The sequence below is a fragment of the Flavobacteriales bacterium genome (assembly GCA_029248105.1).
Classification (GTDB): domain Bacteria; phylum Bacteroidota; class Bacteroidia; order Flavobacteriales; family UBA7312; genus UBA8444.
This window is the reverse complement of record JAQWJZ010000011.1, coordinates 54,838-75,743: the sequence shown is the minus strand read 5'-3', so window position 1 is coordinate 75,743 and position 20,906 is coordinate 54,838. Positions and strand designations below refer to the sequence as shown.

At 37.7% G+C, this 20,906-nt stretch carries 21 protein-coding genes and 1 pseudogene; 11 read left to right on the top strand and 11 right to left on the bottom strand.

Features of this window, described 5'->3' with window-relative positions:
- Nucleotides 1–142 precede the first annotated feature (142 nt).
- Nucleotides 143–520, top strand: coding sequence for a hypothetical protein (locus tag P8I29_02310; GenBank protein ID MDG1916630.1), 378 nt, complete (start codon nucleotides 143–145; stop codon nucleotides 518–520).
- A gap of 99 nt (nucleotides 521–619) precedes the next feature.
- Complete coding sequence (locus P8I29_02305; protein MDG1916629.1) at nucleotides 620–922, top strand: AAA family ATPase; 303 nt, start codon at nucleotides 620–622, stop codon at nucleotides 920–922.
- 19 nt (nucleotides 923–941) lie between these two features.
- On the opposite strand, the gene P8I29_02300 is transcribed toward P8I29_02305, so the two are convergent.
- The 7 genes and pseudogenes from P8I29_02300 to P8I29_02270 all read right to left on the bottom strand — a co-directional run bounded on the left by P8I29_02300 (nucleotide 942) and on the right by P8I29_02270 (nucleotide 9,123).
- Complete coding sequence (locus P8I29_02300) at nucleotides 942–1,775, bottom strand: DMT family transporter (GenBank protein MDG1916628.1); 834 nt, start codon at nucleotides 1,773–1,775, stop codon at nucleotides 942–944.
- On the bottom strand, nucleotides 1,772–2,719 hold the full coding sequence (gene meaB / locus P8I29_02295) for a methylmalonyl Co-A mutase-associated GTPase MeaB (protein ID MDG1916627.1): 948 nt from the start codon (nucleotides 2,717–2,719) through the stop codon (nucleotides 1,772–1,774). The genes P8I29_02300 and meaB overlap by 4 nt, the downstream gene beginning before the upstream one ends.
- Nucleotides 2,712–4,832 (bottom strand): methylmalonyl-CoA mutase, encoded by a 2,121-nt coding sequence (scpA, locus tag P8I29_02290; protein ID MDG1916626.1) that lies wholly within the window; start codon nucleotides 4,830–4,832, stop codon nucleotides 2,712–2,714. The genes meaB and scpA overlap by 8 nt, the downstream gene beginning before the upstream one ends.
- A pseudogene (locus P8I29_02285) lies at nucleotides 4,830–5,456 on the bottom strand (methylmalonyl-CoA mutase family protein). The gene scpA and the pseudogene P8I29_02285 overlap by 3 nt, the downstream one beginning before the upstream one ends.
- A gap of 244 nt (nucleotides 5,457–5,700) precedes the next feature.
- A complete protein-coding gene (locus tag P8I29_02280) occupies nucleotides 5,701–6,009 on the bottom strand; it encodes a septum formation initiator (protein ID MDG1916625.1) in 309 nt (102 codons plus the stop codon).
- A gap of 53 nt (nucleotides 6,010–6,062) precedes the next feature.
- Nucleotides 6,063–7,688 carry an L-glutamate gamma-semialdehyde dehydrogenase gene (gene pruA, locus P8I29_02275; protein MDG1916624.1) on the bottom strand — a complete coding sequence of 542 codons (1,626 nt, stop codon included), beginning with the start codon at nucleotides 7,686–7,688 and terminating at the stop codon, nucleotides 6,063–6,065.
- A 49-nt stretch (nucleotides 7,689–7,737) separates the two neighbouring features.
- Nucleotides 7,738–9,123, bottom strand: a complete 1,386-nt coding sequence (locus tag P8I29_02270; GenBank protein ID MDG1916623.1) for a DUF5103 domain-containing protein — start codon at nucleotides 9,121–9,123, stop codon at nucleotides 7,738–7,740.
- A gap of 179 nt (nucleotides 9,124–9,302) precedes the next feature.
- On the opposite strand from P8I29_02270, the gene P8I29_02265 reads away from it, so the two are divergent.
- From P8I29_02265 to P8I29_02235, 7 genes are all read left to right on the top strand, one after another.
- Nucleotides 9,303–10,652, top strand: a complete 1,350-nt coding sequence (locus tag P8I29_02265) for a Na(+)-translocating NADH-quinone reductase subunit A (protein MDG1916622.1) — start codon at nucleotides 9,303–9,305, stop codon at nucleotides 10,650–10,652.
- A gap of 11 nt (nucleotides 10,653–10,663) precedes the next feature.
- On the top strand, nucleotides 10,664–11,809 hold the full coding sequence (locus tag P8I29_02260) for an NADH:ubiquinone reductase (Na(+)-transporting) subunit B (protein MDG1916621.1): 1,146 nt from the start codon (nucleotides 10,664–10,666) through the stop codon (nucleotides 11,807–11,809).
- Nucleotides 11,810–11,813: 4 nt separating this feature from the next.
- Nucleotides 11,814–12,581, top strand: a complete 768-nt coding sequence (gene nqrC / locus P8I29_02255; protein MDG1916620.1) for an NADH:ubiquinone reductase (Na(+)-transporting) subunit C — start codon at nucleotides 11,814–11,816, stop codon at nucleotides 12,579–12,581.
- On the top strand, nucleotides 12,581–13,228 hold the full coding sequence (locus tag P8I29_02250; GenBank protein MDG1916619.1) for an NADH:ubiquinone reductase (Na(+)-transporting) subunit D: 648 nt from the start codon (nucleotides 12,581–12,583) through the stop codon (nucleotides 13,226–13,228). The genes nqrC and P8I29_02250 overlap by 1 nt, the downstream gene beginning before the upstream one ends.
- 10 nt (nucleotides 13,229–13,238) lie before the next feature.
- The gene (gene nqrE / locus P8I29_02245) at nucleotides 13,239–13,856 is read left to right on the top strand and encodes an NADH:ubiquinone reductase (Na(+)-transporting) subunit E (GenBank protein MDG1916618.1); all 618 of its coding nucleotides are present in this window, start codon (nucleotides 13,239–13,241) and stop codon (nucleotides 13,854–13,856) included.
- Between the two features lie 22 nt (nucleotides 13,857–13,878).
- Nucleotides 13,879–15,183, top strand: a complete 1,305-nt coding sequence (gene nqrF, locus P8I29_02240; protein ID MDG1916617.1) for an NADH:ubiquinone reductase (Na(+)-transporting) subunit F — start codon at nucleotides 13,879–13,881, stop codon at nucleotides 15,181–15,183.
- A 753-nt stretch (nucleotides 15,184–15,936) separates the two neighbouring features.
- Nucleotides 15,937–16,146: an alkylphosphonate utilization protein gene (locus P8I29_02235; protein MDG1916616.1), complete on the top strand. Its 210-nt coding sequence runs from the start codon at nucleotides 15,937–15,939 to the stop codon at nucleotides 16,144–16,146.
- A gap of 2 nt (nucleotides 16,147–16,148) precedes the next feature.
- On the opposite strand, the gene P8I29_02230 is transcribed toward P8I29_02235, so the two are convergent.
- Complete coding sequence (locus tag P8I29_02230; GenBank protein ID MDG1916615.1) at nucleotides 16,149–16,604, bottom strand: DUF1801 domain-containing protein; 456 nt, start codon at nucleotides 16,602–16,604, stop codon at nucleotides 16,149–16,151.
- 46 nt (nucleotides 16,605–16,650) lie between these two features.
- Here P8I29_02230 and P8I29_02225 point away from each other — a divergent pair, with 46 nt between their 5' ends.
- The gene (locus tag P8I29_02225) at nucleotides 16,651–17,649 is read left to right on the top strand and encodes an FAD:protein FMN transferase (protein MDG1916614.1); all 999 of its coding nucleotides are present in this window, start codon (nucleotides 16,651–16,653) and stop codon (nucleotides 17,647–17,649) included.
- On the opposite strand, the gene P8I29_02220 is transcribed toward P8I29_02225, so the two are convergent.
- Entirely contained in the window at nucleotides 17,642–17,842 is a 201-nt protein-coding gene (locus tag P8I29_02220; protein MDG1916613.1) for a membrane or secreted protein, read from the bottom strand. The genes P8I29_02225 and P8I29_02220 overlap by 8 nt on opposite strands.
- A 64-nt stretch (nucleotides 17,843–17,906) precedes the next feature.
- On the opposite strand from P8I29_02220, the gene mazG reads away from it, so the two are divergent.
- On the top strand, nucleotides 17,907–18,671 hold the full coding sequence (mazG, locus tag P8I29_02215) for a nucleoside triphosphate pyrophosphohydrolase (GenBank protein ID MDG1916612.1): 765 nt from the start codon (nucleotides 17,907–17,909) through the stop codon (nucleotides 18,669–18,671).
- Here the strand turns inward: mazG and P8I29_02210 are convergent.
- Together P8I29_02210 and tgt are read right to left on the bottom strand one after the other, a co-directional pair.
- The gene (locus tag P8I29_02210) at nucleotides 18,664–19,740 is read right to left on the bottom strand and encodes an LptF/LptG family permease (protein MDG1916611.1); all 1,077 of its coding nucleotides are present in this window, start codon (nucleotides 19,738–19,740) and stop codon (nucleotides 18,664–18,666) included. The genes mazG and P8I29_02210 overlap by 8 nt on opposite strands.
- Entirely contained in the window at nucleotides 19,741–20,871 is a 1,131-nt protein-coding gene (tgt, locus tag P8I29_02205; GenBank protein ID MDG1916610.1) for a tRNA guanosine(34) transglycosylase Tgt, read from the bottom strand. It lies immediately after the preceding gene.
- Between the last annotated feature and the right edge of the window lie 35 nt (nucleotides 20,872–20,906).

Genomic DNA, 20,906 nt, shown 5'->3' with positions numbered 1-20,906 from the left:
AAGATGAAGTAGAACGTTATAATGCAGAGATACAGCATTTGCTCGATACCAATCAGGTTATTTGGGATTATGCTCAAAAAATTATGTTTGCTATACGTCAGTCCAAAACCTTATTTGAATCCGCTACCAATCCCCAATTGACATTTTAGATTACATCTATGCGGTGTTGCATTCGCCAACGTATCGAGAGAAATATAAAGAGTTTCTAAAAATTGATTTCCCACGAGTGCCTTATCCAAAAGACAGAGTCACTTTTTGGCAACTCATAAAGCTAGGCGGAGAAATTCGCCAAATCCATTTGTTAGAAAGTCCAACAGTTGAGCAATACATTACTCAATATCCAATGGACGGAGATAATGTGGTTGGCAAACCCAAATACAAATACGGCAAAGTTTTCATCAACGACACACAATATTTTGATAATGTTCCGCAAGTTGCTTGGGAGTTTTACATTGGGGGTTATCAACCTGCTCAAAAATGGTTAAAAGACCGAAAAGAAAGAACTTTAGAATTTGATTGATGAGCTAATCAAAGAAAGAGAACAGGATTTTAAGTCAGTTTCTGAGCAAGAAGAATTGGGATATAAATTAGTGAACAAAGTAGGTTAATTGATTGAGTGATGATAAAGCGAATCAACAATATTAAGTATTTTGGTGTTTTCAAAGACTATCAGCGAAACGGTGATATTCAGGATTTCGCCAAACTCAACATTTTTTATGGTTGGAATTATTCAGGAAAGACGACTATTTCAAGAATTTTTCAATCGTTTGAAAACAAAGAAATTGATGATTATTACAACGGATGTGATTTCAAGATAGAAGACTATGATGGTAATTCGTATACTCATTTTGATGTAACAACTGCCCCACAACAATTTAAAATATTCAATTCAGACTTTGTAAGAGACAATATTCCCCGCTAGCGCGAGCATCTTGCTCGTGCTATTTGACTCTTTTTTTCCACAAGTTCAGTACTACACCGGCAATTACCATAGCAATACCAATGAGGCTCATGAGTCCGTAACTTTCCCCAAAAATAAGGTAGCCTATTGCCAAAGCGTAAATAGTACCTATGTACTTGAGGCTAATCATCTTATTAGCTATACCGCTTTGTATGCCCTTAGTCATGAGCAGTTGAGCCACTTGAGTAAACAATCCCATAAGTAGGAGGTACAGCCAGTCCGTACCTTGTGGTGTTACCCATTTGTAATAAGAGAGCACCGACATAATGGGTATGGCTACCAAAGGGAAATACAAGACCACCACTAAAGGGTGTTCGCTGTCTTTGAGTCGGCGTATGCAGGTGTAAGCCATTCCAGAAAACATAGCCGAGCAAATACCCAAGAGCATAAAGGTCAGAGATATGCGCTCGTCAAAACCTTTGATAAGTGCTACCCCAGCAAAGGAAACTCCAAAATAGAGCCATTGCTTCATCTGCATCTTTTCCTTGAGGAAGATGGCGGCAAAAAGGGCTGTAAAGATGGGCGAGAGGTACTGTAGAGTCACGGCACTGGCAAGGGGTATGTTCTGCAAGGTGTAGAAAAACATCAGTAGGGCGGTCGTGCCAAAAACACCACGCATAAGCAGTACTTTTTTGTTATTGCCCAAGAGCTGAATCCCCAGCTTTTTAAGTATAGCAACACTCAACACTATGGATACCAAAGAACGAAACAAGATGAGTTCGTGCGCCGGAAGGTGTGGCAAAAACTTCACACAGATTTGCATACAGGCGAAGGCTAGGGTAGAACCTAGCATATAGAGTACGCCTTTTTTCACTTAAAGAGTTGTTGTAAAGCTTGAGAGGGACTGAGTTTAGCGTCCATCACTTGCTGTTCTAATTCAGCTATCTGTTGTTGGTGTTGGCTGTAAAAATCGTCTTGCAAACGCTCTTTTATCATTTGATGAAACCAATAGCGGTTTTGTTCTTGTCGTTTGCTCTCAAAAAAGCCCCTTTCTTGTGTCCACTTGGTGCATTGACCGATGATGTCCCAAGCCTTGTCTATATCGGTTTTTTCTAAAGCTGAGCAAACACCTACTTGAGGTATCCATCCGTTGGTGTTTGGTGGAAAGAGGTGAAGGGCACTTTTGTATTGGGCTTGAGCCTTTTTGGCAGGGATAAGGTTATCGCCATCGGCTTTGTTGATGAGTATAGCGTCAGCCATCTCCATAATGCCTCTTTTGATGCCTTGTAGCTCATCGCCAGCACCGGCTAACATAAGCAGTAAAAAGACATCCACCATAGAATGTACTGCCGTTTCGGATTGTCCTACACCTACCGTTTCTATGAGGATAATTTCAAAACCTGCGGCTTCGCACAGTAAAATACTTTCTCTCGTCTTTCTAGCTACACCACCCAAAGAACCAGCAGTAGGTGAAGGGCGAATGAATGCCAACTCATCGACAGCCAATTCGTGCATACGTGTTTTGTCGCCCAATATACTACCTCCAGATTTTTCACTAGAGGGGTCTATGGCCAATACGGCTACCTTTTTGCCTTGAGCAGTCAGGTATTTGCCTAAGGCTTCTATAAAGGTGCTTTTGCCTACACCGGGAACTCCTGTAATGCCTATGCGTACGGATTGCCCACTATTGGGCAGTATGTCTTGAATGATGCTTTGAGCTTCTTGCTGATGCTCTAGCAAAGTGCTTTCCACGAGGGTTATAGCTTGGGCTAGTGCTACTCTATTACCTTGTATGACGGCTTGGCTAATGTTATGCATCGAGCAATTGGTGTAAGATATTAATGGCGGCCTCGGCAATAACTGTTCCCGGACCAAATACGCCACATACACCCGCTTTGAACAGGAAATCGTAATCTTGCTGTGGGATAACGCCACCAGCAATAACCAGAATATCGCCACGACCTAATCGCTCCAGTTCAGCAATGACTTGTGGCACCAGTGTTTTATGACCTGCCGCTAGTGAAGATATGCCCAAAATATGGACATCGTTTTCTATGGCTTGTTTGGCTGCTTCTTGTGGGGTTTGGAACAGTGGTCCCATATCCACATCAAAGCCCAAATCGGCAAAGGATGTGGCTACCACCTTTGCGCCCCTGTCGTGTCCATCTTGTCCCATCTTAGCGACCATCAAACGGGGTCGTCTTCCTTTTTGCTTTTCAAAAGCAGCACTCAAATCGAGGGCTTCTTTGAAATGGGGGTTGTCCTCTATTTCCATCTTATAAACTCCTGATATCGAATTGTTTTTGGCCTGATAACGTCCAAATACCGTTTCACAAGCATACGAAATTTCGCCCAAAGTAGCGTTCTTTTGGGCGGCATCTACGGCTAATGCTAACAGATTGCCTGTACCGTTTTCACAGGCTTGGCTTATGGTATCCAAAGCTTGTTGTACTGCTTCTTCATCCCGTTGGCTCTTTAACTCTTGCAGTCGTTCTATCTGAGACAAACGCACCGTAGCGTTATCTACCTCCAAAATATCTAAGTCTTGTTCTTGGGTTGGGTTCTTATAGGCGTTTACTCCTACGATAGTATCTTTGGCACTATCAATACGAGCTTGTTTTCTAGCGGCGGCTTCTTCAATACGCATTTTGGGTAAACCAGTTTCTATGGCTTTTGCCATACCGCCCAATTCCTCAATTTCTTGTATGTGTGCCCATGCTTTTTGGGCGATATCGTGAGTTAGTTTTTCCACATAATAAGAACCGCCCAAAGGATCTACCGTTTGGCATAAGCCAATATCGTTTTGTAAGTATATCTGAGTATCTCTGGCAATTTTGGCGGAGAAGTCAGTAGGTAAGGCAATAGCCTCGTCCAAAGCGTTGGTATGCAAAGATTGTGTGCCGCCCATTACTGCTGACATGGCTTCTATACAGGTACGACTGATGTTGTTAAAAGGATCTTGTTCGGTCAGACTCCAACCACTGGTTTGACAATGGGTTCTAAGAGCCAAAGATTTGGGATTTTTAGGGTCAAACTGCTTCACTATTTTTGCCCATAGCATACGTGCCGCTCTCATCTTAGCAATTTCCATAAAGTGGTTCATGCCAATACCCCAAAAGAAAGATAGACGAGGGGCAAAGGTGTCAATGTCCATACCTGCATCTATGCCTTTGCGAATGTATTCCAAACCATCTGCCAAGGTATATGCCAATTCTATATCTGCCGTTGCACCAGCTTCTTGCATGTGGTAGCCCGAAATACTGATACTGTTGAATTTGGGCATATGCTCGGAAGTGTATTTGAAAATATCCGAAATGATACGCATAGAATACTTGGGCGGATAGATATAGGTGTTACGCACCATAAATTCCTTGAGGATATCGTTTTGTATAGTTCCTGCTAAATCTTTTTTATCGACACCTTGTTGTTGGGCGGCTACAATGTAAAAGGCCATTATGGGCAGTACGGCTCCGTTCATAGTCATAGAAACGGACATTTTATCTAATGGAATACCATCGAAGAGGATATTCATATCTTGTATAGAGTCTATGGCTACACCGGCTTTACCGACATCGCCTTCAACACGAGGGTGATCGGAATCGTAACCACGGTGTGTAGCCAAATCAAAGGCTACCGATAGTCCTTTTTGTCCTGCCGCTAGGTTTCTTCTGTAAAAAGCGTTGGATTCTTGAGCTGTAGAAAAACCAGCATACTGTCGAATTGTCCAAGGGCGACTGACGTACATGGAAGAATACGGACCTCTAAGGTTAGGGGCTATTCCTGCTCCAAAAGTCAGATGTTCCAAGTCTTGTATGTCCTCTTGAGTGTAACGGCCTTGGACTTCTATCTGCTCGGCAGTTTTCCAAAGGGGCTTGAGGTTTACCTCTACTAGTGACTCTGTTCTTTTACCCTTTAAAAACTCTTGTGTCAGTGCTTCGATATAATAACTACCAGCACTAGGGTCTTGTACTTTATCTAAAAAACTTTCTTCCCTAAGTATGTGGTGTTGGTTTCGTGCCAAACGGTTTGAAAAGTCGGTAGCTTCCTCAAAGGATTGGTTGTAGGGACGTATCATAAGCGCATCGCAACCCCCAAAAATAGCAGAAATACTTTCGGTAGTAGTACGCAACAAATTGTTGTAGGGCTGTTCACTTTCTTTGTTGGAAAGGCTAGTTTGTGCCAAAATAAAGGGTATGGTCTTATTTATTGTTTCAAAGGCTATGAAGAAAGCTCTCATTTTAGCTATTTCTTTGAAGTAATCGCTACCTACAGTAAACACATATTGTGAGCTAAGCTGACCTGCTTCAATAGCTTGGTAAATGTCATCAACAAAAACCGTATGGTAAACGTAATTTGGAAGATTTCCTTTGTTTTCTTGTCCGTGAAAAGCACCTAATATGTCTTCTGGATTGAGCCCTCTTTCTTGGACTAAATCCTCAAACTCTTGTATGCTTTCTTTGGAATAATTTTCAAAATCTATTCGGATGTGATGTATGAGTACATCTTGAAGTAGTGTTTTTAAATCTTGTGGATTGGAAAAGCACAAAGCCGTCATGCCATTTTGCAAGGCTTCCAAAGCCTGTTGATTGCCTTTTTTAGGGTCTGAGCCATCTATCCATTGTACCGATTCCCAACTTTCAGTAATTGGTAGGGGTTTAAAGTGCTTATGCGTATCCGAATGATAAAAGGGGAGTATTCCTTCCGAGCTGATAAGACTCTCAAAGGTTTTGCCTTTTAGGTCGGCACATAATTTGTCTTTCCATTGTTGACTGCTAACAGTAGCAAAATCTGAAAATAATTTATTCATCGGAATCTATGATAACTATTACGTCTTCGTTTTCCTTTTTCATCAAGTACTTTTCACGTGCAAATTTCTCTTGTGTTTCTTGATTGTTGGTAAGGTCGAAAAGAGCAACACTATCTTTATGTATTTCGTTGAGGTAATAGGTTTTCTGCTCTTCCAAATCTTCGATTTCAGATTTTAACTTGGCTTGTTTTATCCAGTTGTTGGAGTCAAAAAAAGCTACCCACACGAGAAGTACAACAGTAACAAGCACAAACTTGTTCTTTAAGATAGGGGGTAATTTGTCGTAATACTCTTTCAACATTCTACTCAAAAATAAAAAAAGCCTTGGATTAATAAGCCAAGGCTTGAAAAAAATTATCCTAAGAAGGGATACCTGTAGTCTTTAGCAGGGACAAAGGTTTCTTTTATGGTTCGTGGCGATACCCAACGCAATAGGTTGAGAATAGAACCTGCTTTGTCGTTTGTTCCTGAACCTCTTGCACCACCAAAAGGTTGTTGCCCTACAACAGCACCTGTTGGCTTGTCGTTGATGTAGAAGTTACCAGCCGCATTTTCTAAGGCTTTAGAGGCTTCTTCTACGGCAAATCTATCGGTAGAGAAAATAGCACCTGTAAGAGCGTATTCACTGGTATCATCAACCAATTCTAAAGTCGCTTTCCAATCTTTAGGCTCGTAAACGTAAATGGTAATGACTGGTCCAAAAATCTCCTCGCATAGGGTTCTGAATTTTGGATTTGTAGTAACTACTACTGTAGGTTCAATAAAATATCCTTTGGATTTATCGTAACCACCACCTGCTATGATCTGAGCATCGGATTGTTCTTTGACGTAGTCGATGTAGTCAGCGATACGGTCAAAGGCTTTTTCGTCAATGACAGCATTGATGAAGTTAGAAGGGTCTTTAGGACTACCCATACTGAAGGATTTTACATCGGCAATAACTTGTGCTTTGACATCTTCCCAAATGTTAGATGGGATATATGCTCTGGAAGCAGCCGAACATTTTTGCCCTTGGTATTCAAAAGCACCTCTTGAAATCCCTGTTGCTACCTCTGCCGCTACGGCAGACTCGTGAGCTACGATAAAGTCTTTACCACCTGTTTCGCCTACAATTCTAGGGTAGCTTCTGTATTTTTCTATGTTATTACCTATGGTTTTCCAAAGGTGTCTGAAAACACCTGTTGAACCGGTAAAGTGCAATCCTGCAAAATCCTTGTGATTAAATACCACATCGCCTAAAACCGGACCATCTACCGTTACCATATTGATAACACCATCAGGTAGTCCTGCTGCTTTGAATAAATCCATAATAACCTTAGCCGAATAGACTTGTGTTTCAGCTGGTTTCCATACCACCACATTACCCATCATTGCTGGTGCGGCGCACAAGTTAGCACAGATAGAAGTGAAGTTGAAAGGTGTAATTGCCAATACGAAACCTTCTAGTGGTCGATGTTCTAGTCTGTTCCACATACCTGGTGCAGATTCAGGTTGTTCACCATACAATTGAGTCACGTATTCAGCATTGAATTTGAAAAAGTCAATCAATTCACAAGCAGCGTCAATTTCTGCTTGAAACACATTTTTAGACTGAGCCAACATGGTAGAGGCGTTAATTTTTGCTCTGAATGGTCCTGCCAATAATTCGGCAGCCTTCAAGAAAATAGATACCCTTTGGTGCCAAGGCATAGCGGCCCATTTTTCTCTAGCTGCTAGTGCAGCATCAATAGCCTGATTGACGTGTTCTGTAGTTCCAAAACTGTACTGACCCAAGACGTGCTTGTGGTCGTGTGGCGGATTGATATTCTTTTGAGTGGAAGTAGTGATTTCTTCACCACCAATATACAAAGGTACGTGTACAGATGAATTGTACATTTCTTTGTATGTGCTCAATAATTCTTCTCTTTCTGGGCTACCTGGCTCGTATGATTTTACGGGCTCATTAGTCGCTATGGGTACATTAAAAACGCCTTTGGACATATCTATTTTGTTTATTTAGTAATTGCTGCAAATTTAGAGGAATATACCATCATAACAAGTCTTTTGAAGTCAGTTTTTGAATTCCTATCAACTGGTCGTAATATTCTCCTGTTGGTCTATGATATATGTAAATGTGGTAATCGTTAACGGTTTGGTAGTGAGTGCCCTCAATAAATCTATTGATATTGCCTCCCTCGTCTTTTTTAAGGATATATTCGTAATTGTAATACCCTTGCTTAAGGTAAATATTAGCTTCGTATTGTTTTTGTTCTGCATTGTAGGTCATACGATGACTTTTTGGAAAACCATAATCGCTAATTTGCCCAAATACATATAAATCACCATGCGTTACTTGGTGCTCGTAAGGCAAGGTAAAACGAACAAAAGCGTAGTCAGCTTCAATGGCATTTCTTGAGCCTTCTTGTACTCTTATTAATCGTTTTCCATTGATGTCTTGTACTAAACCGGAGTAGCGTTGAAAACGTCTAGCTTCGTCTGTTCTCAAAGTTACTTTATGGGTGTCTGCTTCAAAACTAATATCTGCCAATCGCTCTGATAGGTAGCGTAAGCTTTGGATATCAAAAAAGCGGTATTCATTACCTCCATCAAAAAGGTTGTCTTCTTCATCATCGTAAACGATTTCTTCGTCTTTAATGAAAACAGCTTGTAATCCGTATATAGCATTGTCCCATCTTGAATTTTGAGTGATGACAGGCTTAATGTCACCAAAAGGATTGTCAATCTCGTAGCCACTATGGAAAATACTGAAATCTATCTCGTGTTGGTAGTTGCGTTGCTCAAGGTCGGTAGCTCGTTTTACGCTGCCTTTAACGGATATCTTTTCGTCCATTATCATCATTCTTTTACTCAAGATAGGGTTGTCCTTATTGTTTTCTGGAAAAACAATGAGTAGGTAATTCCCTGAAAGGGTAGGCCTCATATTTGAACTAGGAATAACCGTTTGGTAATGAACATAGCTTTGTATGGTGTTGAAAGAAAATTGATAGTTGGCAAGAGGTTCTTCGTAAAACCCTTCTAAATATTCACTTTCCATAAGGTCGGACGGAGTCCAATCGGCATTGCAATGAATAAAGGTGTAAGCATAGTTTTGAGGCTCATTTGCCAAATCATCGAAAGAAAGTAATAAGCTATCCTTAAAAGATATATGAATGAGCGGATTTCCCATTTCAAAACGTAAAGGGTGTAGTTGGACACTATGAATTGAAGGTTTGTAAATAGCGTTTTCATAAGTGAGCTTACTTTCTTTTGCTAATTTTTCGTTTTGGCTGTCTGTACTAATATCTGTAATAGTATCAGAAATACTAAGGCTTTCATCCTCGTAAAGCGAGTCGTCAAATTGTGTTGCCTTTTTAGAGCCACCACAGGAAAAAAGTATTCCGCAGCAAAGGATACAAAGTGTTAAAGTATTTTTCAAAGTCTTATTTTTTATAAATTAACGCTAATTCGTTTTATTTTCAATTTAATTTTAACCAAGAAACCTATTTCTTATTTAGAATCATTATAAATTAAAAATTCTTATTGAAATGAGGTGCATTTAGTTAATTACAAATGTATATTTTTGCGACCGAAAATCACAATTTTTATACAAAAGAGATGTCAAAAGATATCAGATTAAAAAAAGGCCTTAACATAAACCTTAAAGGGGAGGCCGACAAAGTTTACGCCAGTATTCCTCAATCTCAAACATTTAGCATAAAACCAACTGACTTTCATTCTTTGACACCTAAAATGGTGGTTAAAGAAGGTGATAAAGTTAAGGCAGGTTCATGTTTATTTTTTGATAAGTATGACGATCGCATTTGTTTTTCATCGCCAGTTAGTGGTGAAGTAACGGAAATTGTGCGTGGTGCTAAGCGAAGAATTATGGAGGTCAGAATTGCTGCCGACTTAGAAATTAATTACGAAAGCTTTTCACTTGATTTGAATTCTTCGAGAGAGGAAATTATCAAAGGATTATTAGATAGTGGTGTTTGGCCATTCATACGTCAAAAGCCATTTGATGTTATAGCTAATCCGTCAGATAATCCAAAAGCTATTTTCATTTCTACTTTTGATACGGCGCCTTTAGCTCCGGATAACGATTTTGTTTTACACGGTTTAGATAAAGAATTTCAAGTAGGTATTGAGGTTCTCAAGAAATTGACAGACTGTAAGGTTCACTTAAATGTAGATGGTAACACGAATCCATCTAAAGTATTTACCGATTGTAAGGGTGTAGAAATTAATAAAATTTCTGGTCCACATCCAGCAGGAAATGTTGGTGTTCAATTGCATCATATAGACCCTATTAATAAGGGCGATGTGGTTTGGTATTTATACCCACAAGATGTATTAACTATTGCTCGTTTGTTTTCTGATGGTAAGTACGATGTGTCACGTATGGTAGCATTAACGGGTTCGCAAGTAGATAGACCACGTTATTACAGAACGATCTCTGGTGCTTGTATATCTAATATGTTGTCAGAGAATACTATTAAAGCGGGTAGCAATCGTTTTATCAGTGGTAATGTGCTTACTGGAACACAAATTTCTGATGAAGGTTACATTGGATTTTATGATTCTCAGGTTACTGTTATTCCTGAAGGTAACGATCAAGAGTTCTTGGGTTGGATAGCACCTGCTTTACATAAATTTTCTATGTCTAAGTCGTATTTCTCATGGTTAACACCTGCTAAGAAATACAATTTGAACACTAACTATAATGGCGAAGAAAGAGCCTATGTAGTTACAGGTCAGTACGAAAAAGTATTGCCTATGGATGTATATCCTATGCAGCTTATCAAAGCATGTATGATTGAAGATATCGATACTATGGAGCAGTTAGGTATCTATGAAGTATCTGCTGAAGATATGGCACTTTGTGAATTTGTTTGTACCTCTAAAATAGAAGTGCAAAGCATCATTCGTGAAGGTTTAGATTTGGTTAAAAAAGAATGTAGTTAGAATTATATACTATGAAATTATTTAAAAATTTATTGGATTCAGTAAAGCCTCACTTTGAGAAAGGTGGAAAACTTGAAAAATTGTATCCTGCATACGATGCTTTTGAGACTTTTTTGTTTGTGCCAGGTCACACGACTCACAAAGGAGCTCATGTTAGAGATGCAATCGATTTGAAACGTACCATGTTTATGGTCATCGTGGCTCTTATTCCGTGTTTACTATTCGGTATGTGGAATGTGGGTTATCAATACCACTTGGCTATTGGTGAAACGGCAACTTTATTCGAAAATTTCATTTTCGGATTTTGGAAGTTTTTACCCCTTATCATCGTATCTTATGGTGTTGGACTAGCGGTTGAATTTGCCTTTGCAATTTATCGTGGTCACTCTGTTAACGAAGGTTACCTTGTAACAGGATTGTTAATTCCTCTCACGATGCCTATCGATGTGCCTTTGTGGATGTTGGCTATATCAGTCATATTCGCTGTGGTTATTGGTAAAGAGGTGTTTGGTGGTACAGGAATGAATATTCTAAATCCTGCTCTTACTGCACGAGCATTTTTATTCTTTGCATACCCTATATATATGTCAGGTGATAAAGTTTGGGTTCACGATGCTATGGTAGATGGTCATTCAGGTTCTACTATTTTGGGAGAATTAGCAGCATCTAGCAACTGGCAGTCACTATCTTGGAATCCTTTTGATATGATGACAGGATTGATTCCAGGTTCAGTAGGAGAAACATCTTTTATAGCTATCATGATAGGTGCCATTATCCTTATTGCTACCGGCATAGGAAGTTGGAGAATTATACTCTCTACTTTTGTAGGTGGCTTTGTTATGGCAACACTATTTAATATGTGGGGTGCGAATGAATTAATGTCAACACCGGCAGAGATTCACCTTATTATTGGAAGTTTTGCTTTTGGTGCTGTATTTATGGCTACAGACCCTGTTACAGGATCACAAACGAACAAAGGAAAATATATATACGGATTCCTTATTGGTGTTTTTGCCATACTTATCCGTGTGTTTAACCCAGCATATCCTGAGGGAATGATGTTGGCTATTCTACTGATGAACATCTTTGCTCCATTGGTGGATCACTATGTTATTCAAGGAAATATTAAAAAGAGATTAAAACGAGCTAACGCTTAATATTATGGATGTAAATAAAAATTCCTACACTTTTGGTTTTGCTGCAGTTATGGTTGTATTGGTAGCCACTTTGTTATCAGTTGCCGCTATAAGCCTAAAACCATTTCAAGATAAAAATGTAGAATCGGAAAAGAAACAAAACATACTTTCTACTGTTGGTATTGAAGTCAGTCGTGAAGAAGCGGCAAAAGCTTATGAAAAAAATATCATTAACACCTATGTTTTAAACAACAAAGGTGAAATGGTTGAGGGTGATGCTTTTACTGTCGATTTAGGTGTTGAGCTTAAGAAGTCGGCAGACCAACAATTGCTACCTGTTTTTGAAAGTGAGAAAGATGGAGAAAAGTTATATATCCTACCTATGAGAGGAAAAGGATTATGGGGTCCTATTTGGGGCTTTATCGCTTTGAAAGAAGATATGAGTACTATATCAGGAGCTGTTTTTGACCACAAATCAGAAACGCCAGGCTTAGGAGCTGAAATTTCACTAGGTTGGTTTCAAGAGCCTTTTATCGGCAAAACGATATTTGAAGGTACAGAGCTAGTTTCTATAAATGTTGTTAAAGGTGGTGCTAAAGAAGACGATATGCACGCTGTGGATGGTATTTCAGGAGGCACCATAACATCTGATGGTGTTAATGATATGTTAGCGGAGCGCTTTGCTCAATACCTACCGTTCTTCAACAACAAAATGTCTGAAATGTTAGAGCTGTCAACGGATACCTTAATGGTTGATAGTACGATGGCGTTTAATTTAAATACTATACAATAATGAGCGAAAAGAAAGATGCTTTGTTTTCTAAGAAAAACAGAAAACTATTAATTGACCCATTGAACGATAACAATCCTGTAACTACACAGGTATTAGGTATATGTTCTGCTTTGGCGATTACAGTTCAATTGAAACCAGCTATAGTAATGGCTTTATCTGTTTTGGTAGTCATGTCAGTTGCCAATGTAGTGGTATCGTTAATGAGAAATTTAATCCCTTCAAGAATAAGAATTATCGTTCAACTAGTGGTTATTGCGACTCTAGTAATATTAGTTGACCAAGTTCTCAAAGCTTTTGTTTACGATGTGAGTAAGGAATTATCTGTATTTGTAGGGCTTATTATTACCAACTGTATTATTATGGGACGACTTGAAGCCTTTGCTTTGGGTAATACCCCTTGGAAATCATTTCTTGATGGTTTAGGTAATGCTTTTGGTTACGGTTGGATTCTTATAGCAGTAGCTTTCTTTAGAGAGTTGCTAGGCGCGGGAACATTATTTGGCTACCCTGTACTTGAGAAAATAGGGCTATATGAAATGGGTTACGAAAACAATGGTATGATGATTTTACCTCCTATGGCACTTGTTACAGTAGGAATCATCATCTGGATACAACGAATGAAAAACAGAGATTTAATCGAATCTTAATATTGATACTATGCAAGAATTAGCAAATATATTTATCAAGTCGATATTCATCGACAACATGATATTCGCCTACTTTTTAGGAATGTGTTCCTATCTGGCAGTATCCAAAACAGTAAAAACATCAGTAGGTATGGGATTTGCCGTAATCTTTGTATTAGGGTTTACTATTCCTATCAACTACCTGTTGGAGAACTTTATTTTGAAGCAAGGTGCCTTGGTTTGGCTTAGCGAATCTTTCGTTGATGTGGACTTGAGCTTTTTGAGCTTCATTATGTTCATTGCCATTATAGCATCTATGGTGCAATTAGTAGAAATGATCGTTGAGAAGTTTTCGCCTGCCTTATACGGCTCGTTGGGTATCTTCTTACCACTGATAGCTGTTAACTGTGCTATTTTGGGTGGTTCATTATTTATGCAAGAAAGAGCCTACACTAATATAGTCGAAGCTACTGTATTCGGTTTAGGATCTGGTATAGGTTGGTTTTTAGCTATTGTAGCTATTGCTGCCATTCGTGAAAAAATACGTTACTCTCACGTACCTGCACCATTGAGAGGTTTAGGTATCACCTTTATCATAACAGGTCTTATGGGTATTGCGTTTATGAGCTTTATGGGAATCAAATTATAATTCGTTTAGAACAAACACACAAATGATAATATTAAGTACAACAACAATAGTTTCAAGTATAGCTATTTTCTTATTGGTAATTTTCGCCTTAGTAGGTGTTTTATTATTTGCCAAATCGAAACTAATGCCTTCAGGAAAGGTAAAAATTACTATTAACGGAGAAAAGGAAATTGAAGTCGATGGAGGCTCTACTTTATTAAATACTTTGAGTAATGAGGGTATATTTTTACCATCTGCTTGTGGTGGTGGTGGTACCTGTATACAATGTACTTGTCAAGTGCATAGTGGTGGTGGTAGTATACTTCCTACTGAAGAGCCACACTTCTCAAAGAAAGAAATTACGGACAACTACCGCTTAGGATGTCAAGTTAAAGTAAAAGAGGATATGGAAATATCTATTCCTGAAGAAGTGTTCGGTGTTAAAAAATGGGAAGCTACCGTAGTATCTAACTACAATGTTGCCTCTTTTATTAAGGAGTTTATTGTAGAAATTCCTGAAGATATGCCATACGAAGCAGGTGGATATATTCAGATTGAAATTCCTGATTGTGAGATCAATTATGCCGATATGGATATAACAGCTCACCCTGAAGAGCATGATGAAGCAGAGAAATTCAAATTAGAGTGGGATAAATTCGGTTTGTGGTCACTAAAGATGAAGAACGACGAAGAAGTGGTTCGTGCCTATTCAATGGCTTCTTATCCTGCAGAAGGAAGACGAGTTATGTTAAATGTACGTGTGGCTACTCCTCCTTGGGATAGAGGTAAAAATGCATGGGCAGATGTAAACCCAGGTGTTGCATCCTCTTATATTTTTAGTAGAAAAGCTGGAGATAAGGTAACAATCTCAGGACCTTACGGTGAATTCTTTATTAAGAATTCTGAAGACGAAATGTTATATATCGGTGGTGGTGCAGGTATGGCACCTATGCGTTCGCACCTTTATGAGCTATTTAAAACGCTGAAAACAGGTAGAAAAGTTAGTTACTGGTATGGCGGTCGCTCTAAAAGAGAGTTATTCTATTTAGATCATTTTTACAGTTTAGAAAAGGAATTCTCTAACTTCAATTTCGAGATAGTTCTTTCTGAACCATTAGAAGAAGATAACTGGACGCCTAAGAAAGATTTAGCTGATAAGGAAGGTGATGGTTTTGTAGGTTTTGTACACCAAGCCGTTATAGACCAATATCTAACAAAGCATGATGCGCCAGAAGATATAGAGTTATATTTCTGTGGACCTCCACTAATGAATCAAGCGGTATTAAAGATGGCAGACGATTGGGGAATACCTGACGAAAACGTTCGTTTTGACGATTTTGGTGGTTAATTTGACACCTATCTAACATTATAAAAAAAACCTCACTAATTTTAGTGAGGTTTTTTTATTTATCAATAGTTAATTTTTATTTTTAATATATATTACCAAAGTCTAAACACAATTCAACCAACACTTTTTTATATTTTCTCTTAGCCTTTTTCCTTTTAATAGGGGGAGTGGGTTAAGAGCCTTTGGTTGTTTTCTCGTGTTTAGACGCACTAAATCCCCTCTTACTATATTTGTATGAAAATAGTAAGAAAGCAAGGTTCCTGTTCTTGTGGGTTTTATAAAATAATTATAAAAGACCAGTCTTTTCTCTATACTAGGTACTATTATGAACACGAGCAGAGGTCAATACTGGTTAGTTGTACAAATTGTGGTCAGAAAATCAAATCTTCTTTCATTTTAAACAATACTAAATTCCCTAAAAAGAAGTAATACGATTATCTTCTCATTATCTGATAAATCGATAGACCGCTCAGTATCAATAAAGCTAATAAGAGTATTTCTAAATTATATTCATCACAAAATTTGACAAAATTAGATTGGTCAGAATTGAAAATAGATACTTTTTGAATTTGTACCTTAAAGAGATATACTATGTCAATTATAATTACCACAGAAAAGGTAAATGCTAGCAATAGGTTTATGTACTTTATAGTTTTCAAAGCTTCTAAGATTCTTAAAATAAGTCCTTACAATTTATATATTTTTTACAATATCGCCAATTGTAATACTTACATTTGTGATAAATAATTAGTTATGGAAGTTAAAGATTGTAATGGTAATACTTTATCCAGTGGTGATTCTGTCATTGTTGTAAAGACCTTAGATGTTAAAGGATCTCCTCTTGTTATCAAGAAAGGTACGAAAGTTAAAAACATTCGATTGACTGACGATGCTGACGAGGTAGATTGTAAAGTTAACGGTACACGTGTAGTGCTAAAAACAATGTTTCTTAAAAAGAAATAAACTTATCTTTTAAAACTATTCTCATAGGTCTTTATCCATTGATCAACACTAATTTTAGTGCATAATTCTGCAATTAATTCATAAGGTATTTCTTCGATATACTTCAGTCGAATACAGCTTTTACCCATATCTAGTTTTTTGGAACAATACTTCACATATTCTTTCTGCCACCAATCAAGAAGTTTGTTGTCTGCATAAATTCCCATATGATATAAGCCTATAAAGTTTTTTTGCGAAGCCAAACTCATAAAAGGGAGAGGAAGTTCAGGGGTTGTATGATAACCATTAGGGTAAATAGAATGAGGTACTACCCAGCTAGGCATTCCATAACCCAAACATTCTTCAAAACCCTTTGGTAAATGGGTATTTATGATTTCTCTAAGTTTATTCATGGCTAGTTGTCTTTCTTCAGGTATTTTGTCAAAATAGTCATTGACTGAAATAGCTTTAATTTTCATAACACTCTTTTTAGATTTCTTAAATACAAATGTATAATTTTGTCAAATGAAATATTGGATTATTATTTTAGTAAGTATCATAGCTTGTAATAGTACACATAACCATTCAACAACTCTTGTTCATAATGTTGGTTTTGCACAAGGCACTTCATATAGTATTAAATACATGAGTGCAGATGGTCAGGATTACCACCTTCAGATTGATAGTATCTTTGCAGAGATTGACAATTCCTTATCTACCTATCTACCCAGTTCTTTAATTAGTCAATTGAATGCTGGTGACACCTCTTTATACTTAGATACTCACTTTGTACGTGTTTTTAAAGCTTCTCAGCAAGTGTCTGCTACGAGTTCAGGTCTTTTTGATTGTACCGTAGCTCCTTTAGTTCAGTCATGGGGTTTCGGCACATCTAATCCGCAAGAGTTAGATTCTTTAGTAATTGTAGAATTGTTGAAAAAAGTGGGCTATCAAGATGTATCTTTGAAAGGAGATTCTTTAATTTCTAATCCGCAGCTGAAAACCTTAGATTTTAATGCAATTGCTCAAGGCTATACTGTAGATGTTATTGCAGAGTTTTTTGATTCGCTCTACTTGACAGATTACCTTATTGAAGTGGGAGGAGAGCTTAGGGCAAAAGGACTAAACTCTAGAGATAAAAAATGGAGAGTAGGCATTGATAAACCATCGAATGAGATTGACAAAAACGATCGTTTTCAGATTATCTTAAATCTTAACGACAAGTCTTTAGCTACCTCAGGTAATTATAGGAAGTTTTATAAGAAAGACGGTCAAATATATGCTCATACTATCAATCCAAAAACGGCTTACCCTGTTCAGCATTCTTTATTGAGTGCTACGGTTATTGCGGATAATTGCATGATGGCTGATGCTTACGCCACTACCTTTATGGTGATGGGTGTAAAACAGACTCAAGAATTTCTGAAAACACAAGAAGGACTGGAAGTCTTTTTGATATATACCGATGAAGATAAAAGATGGCGAAATTGGTCAACAGAAGGGTTTGAATCACTAAAGGTTAACTAGCAACTTCTTCTTTTTTGCACATTTCTTCTGGACTAGCACCACAGAAACCACAATTTTCACCTTCCTTATTAAGAAAAGGGCTGTTACTGGCACATGTGCCAGAAAATTTACCATCTTTCTTGACCAATATTTTAATGGCTATTCCTGCAAATCCTATTGCTAATAGAGCTATGGCTAATAATACTACTTTCATATATAAATTATGTGCGTTGCAAAGGTATGAAATTGTTATACTACTTTTGCTGAAAATTTAATTTATGGATGCTCGTTTAGTTGCTTTTGAAAGATTATTGAATATAATGGACGATTTAAGGGCTAAATGCCCTTGGGATATGAAGCAAACCATTGATAGTTTGCGCTATCTTACATTGGAAGAAGTTTATGAATTATCCGATGCTATAGTAGATGGCGATATGGATGAAATAAAGAAAGAAATCGGTGACATTATGTTACACCTAATTTTTTATTCTAAGATAGCGTCTGAAACAGAAGATTTTGATATTACCGATGTGCTCAATGGTGTTTGTGATAAACTCGTGCATCGTCATCCTCATATTTATGGAGACGTTGTAGTTGCTGATGAGGCAGAAGTAAAAGCCAATTGGGAGAAGTTAAAACTTAAAGAAGGTAAAGAGTCTGTATTAGAGGGTGTGCCTAAGTCTTTGCCATCTATGGTTAAAGCTATTCGTATTCAAGAAAAAGCACGAGGAGTAGGTTTCGATTGGGACAACAGCGAACAGGTATGGGATAAAGTTCAGGAAGAATTATCTGAACTCAAAACTGAGGTTGACAAAGGTGACCAGCATAAAACAACAGAAGAGTTTGGAGATTTATTATTCTCGTTGATTAATTACGCCCGATTTGTTAAAGTAAACCCAGAAGATGCTTTAGAGAAAACCAATAAAAAATTCATACACCGTTTTCAGTATATGGAAAAACAAATAAAAGCTAAAGGTCAAGATATGTCTGATTTATCTTTGGAAGAAATGGACGTGTATTGGAATGAAGCAAAAACTATTTAGGTGCTTTTTTTAGAAGATATAAGCCTAAACTAGCAAATATTAAATTAGGAATCCATACGGCTACAATAGGAGATAAATCACCGTTAGTAGCAAAGGTAGTTGACACTTGCATAAACAAAATATAGGCAAAGCTAATAAGCAATCCTGCACCTAAATGTAAGCCAATACCACCTCTGACTTTACGAGAAGCCATAGCCACTGCAACAAAGGTAAGTATAAGGGTAGCAAAAGGATAGGCAAAGCGTTTTTGTTGTTCAATAATATGGAAAACTAAATTTTTAGATCCTTTCATACGTTCCTCTTTGATATAGTCGTTTAGCTGAAACATATTCATCGTCTCGACCATACTTCGCCTAACATTAAAGTCATTGGGGTGAAGGTTAATATCTAGATTTAATGTATCTCCTTCTGTAATTTTTTCGTTTAAGTGATCAATCTTACGAATGAAGTAGTCATGTACAACCCAGTTTTCGTTTTCTTTATTCCATTTTATATAATTACAGAATAGTTTTTCTTTAAGTTCATTATTTTCAAAGCGTTCCATTGAGAATTTATAACCAATATTACGTTTGGTATTATACGATTGCATATAAATAAATTGCCCTGGCATAATTTGCATGTGTATATCCTTATCCCTATTGTTATAAGGATTTTTGATATATGTATTCTCAAATGCTAATCTTTCACTATTAGCAGGTGGTATTATGAAGTTTCCTAAAGTAAAGGATAGTATTGCTAATAATCCAGCAGATAGCATATACGGACGTAAAAATCTATTGAAACTTACCCCACTACTTAGAATTGAAATGACCTCAGTATTATTAGCCATTTTTGAGGTGAAAAAGATAACAGCAACAAAGGTAAATAATGGGCTAAACAAATTGCCGAAATAGGGGATGAAGTTCAGGTAATAATCGAAAATAATGGCTTTGATTGGCGCTTCTTTTTCAATAAAATCGTCAATTTTTTCAGACATATCGAAGACGACAACGATGAGTAATATCAAAGATATTGAGAAGAAGAAAGTTCCCAAAAACTTTTTGATGATATACCAGTCTAACTTTTGCATTTATAAACGTCTATCGAGTTTTTTGACCATTCTATTTTTCCATTCAGTAAATGTACCATCTGCTAAGTGTTCTCTTGCTTGTTCCATTAACCAAAGATAGAAACGGATATTGTGCAGGGTTGTTATTTGTTTGCCTAACATTTCGTTAACAGTAAACAGATGACGTACATAAGCCTTGCTATAAGTAGAGTCTACATAGGAGGTGCCATTTTCGTCTATGGGAGAGAAGTCGTCTGCCCATTTTTTATTTTTGATGTTTATAGTTCCTTCACTAGTGAAAATCATACCGTTTCGAGCATTTCTAGTTGGCATTACGCAGTCGAACATATCTACACCTAAAGCAATATTTTCTAAAAGATTTGTGGGAGTTCCAACGCCCATTAAGTAACGGGGCTTGTCTTCTGGCAATACGTTGCACACTATTTCTGTCATTTCATACATGAGGTCATGAGGCTCACCTACGGACAAGCCGCCAATGGCATTACCTTCACGTTCGAAAGAAGCTATTTTCTCTGCAGATTGTTTTCTTAAATCTTTGTAGACACTACCTTGAACGATAGGAAAAAGGGTTTGGTCAAAGCCATATTTAGGTTCGGTACTATCGAAACGTTCACAGCAACGCTTTAGCCAACGGTGTGTCATATGCATGGAATTCTTAGCATAATTGTAGTCGCAAGGGTAGGGTGTGCACTCATCAAATGCCATGATGATATCAGCTCCTATAGTACGTTGTATATCCATTACATTTTCAGGGGTAAAGAGGTGGTAAGAACCATCAATATGCGATTGAAATTTTACGCCTTCTTCTTTGATTTTTCGTTTGCCAGAAAGTGAATATACTTGATAACCACCACTATCGGTAAGAATGGGTTTTTGCCAATTCATAAACTGATGTAGGCCACCGGCTTTTTCTAAGACTTCCAAACCGGGTCTAAGATACAGGTGATAGGTGTTCCCCAAAATGATTTGGGCTTGCGTATCTTTATCTACTTCATGCTGGTGTACACCCTTTACTGTTGCTGCTGTACCTACAGGCATAAAAATGGGTGTTTGGATTTTTCCGTGGGCTGTGGTCAGCTCTCCCAAACGTGCTTTTGAAGCACTATCTTTTTTTATCAGCTTAAAATCCATAAATGCAAATTTCGCCAAAGATAGTTAAGTCTTAA

Coding starts and splice junctions, on each gene's coding strand:
- nqrF (MDG1916617.1), top strand. CDS start 13,879: ATGATAATATTAAGTACAACAACAATAGTTTCAAGTATAGCTATTTTC.
- P8I29_02235 (MDG1916616.1), top strand. CDS start 15,937: ATGGAAGTTAAAGATTGTAATGGTAATACTTTATCCAGTGGTGATTCT.
- mazG (MDG1916612.1), top strand. CDS start 17,907: ATGGATGCTCGTTTAGTTGCTTTTGAAAGATTATTGAATATAATGGAC.
- P8I29_02225 (MDG1916614.1), top strand. CDS start 16,651: ATGAAATATTGGATTATTATTTTAGTAAGTATCATAGCTTGTAATAGT.
- P8I29_02280 (MDG1916625.1), bottom strand. CDS start 6,009: ATGTTGAAAGAGTATTACGACAAATTACCCCCTATCTTAAAGAACAAG.
- P8I29_02220 (MDG1916613.1), bottom strand. CDS start 17,842: ATGAAAGTAGTATTATTAGCCATAGCTCTATTAGCAATAGGATTTGCA.
- nqrC (MDG1916620.1), top strand. CDS start 11,814: ATGGATGTAAATAAAAATTCCTACACTTTTGGTTTTGCTGCAGTTATG.
- nqrE (MDG1916618.1), top strand. CDS start 13,239: ATGCAAGAATTAGCAAATATATTTATCAAGTCGATATTCATCGACAAC.
- meaB (MDG1916627.1), bottom strand. CDS start 2,719: ATGCATAACATTAGCCAAGCCGTCATACAAGGTAATAGAGTAGCACTA.
- tgt (MDG1916610.1), bottom strand. CDS start 20,871: ATGGATTTTAAGCTGATAAAAAAAGATAGTGCTTCAAAAGCACGTTTG.
- pruA (MDG1916624.1), bottom strand. CDS start 7,688: ATGTCCAAAGGCGTTTTTAATGTACCCATAGCGACTAATGAGCCCGTA.
- P8I29_02305 (MDG1916629.1), top strand. CDS start 620: ATGATAAAGCGAATCAACAATATTAAGTATTTTGGTGTTTTCAAAGAC.
- P8I29_02210 (MDG1916611.1), bottom strand. CDS start 19,740: ATGCAAAAGTTAGACTGGTATATCATCAAAAAGTTTTTGGGAACTTTC.
- P8I29_02250 (MDG1916619.1), top strand. CDS start 12,581: ATGAGCGAAAAGAAAGATGCTTTGTTTTCTAAGAAAAACAGAAAACTA.
- P8I29_02230 (MDG1916615.1), bottom strand. CDS start 16,604: ATGAAAATTAAAGCTATTTCAGTCAATGACTATTTTGACAAAATACCT.
- P8I29_02265 (MDG1916622.1), top strand. CDS start 9,303: ATGTCAAAAGATATCAGATTAAAAAAAGGCCTTAACATAAACCTTAAA.
- P8I29_02260 (MDG1916621.1), top strand. CDS start 10,664: ATGAAATTATTTAAAAATTTATTGGATTCAGTAAAGCCTCACTTTGAG.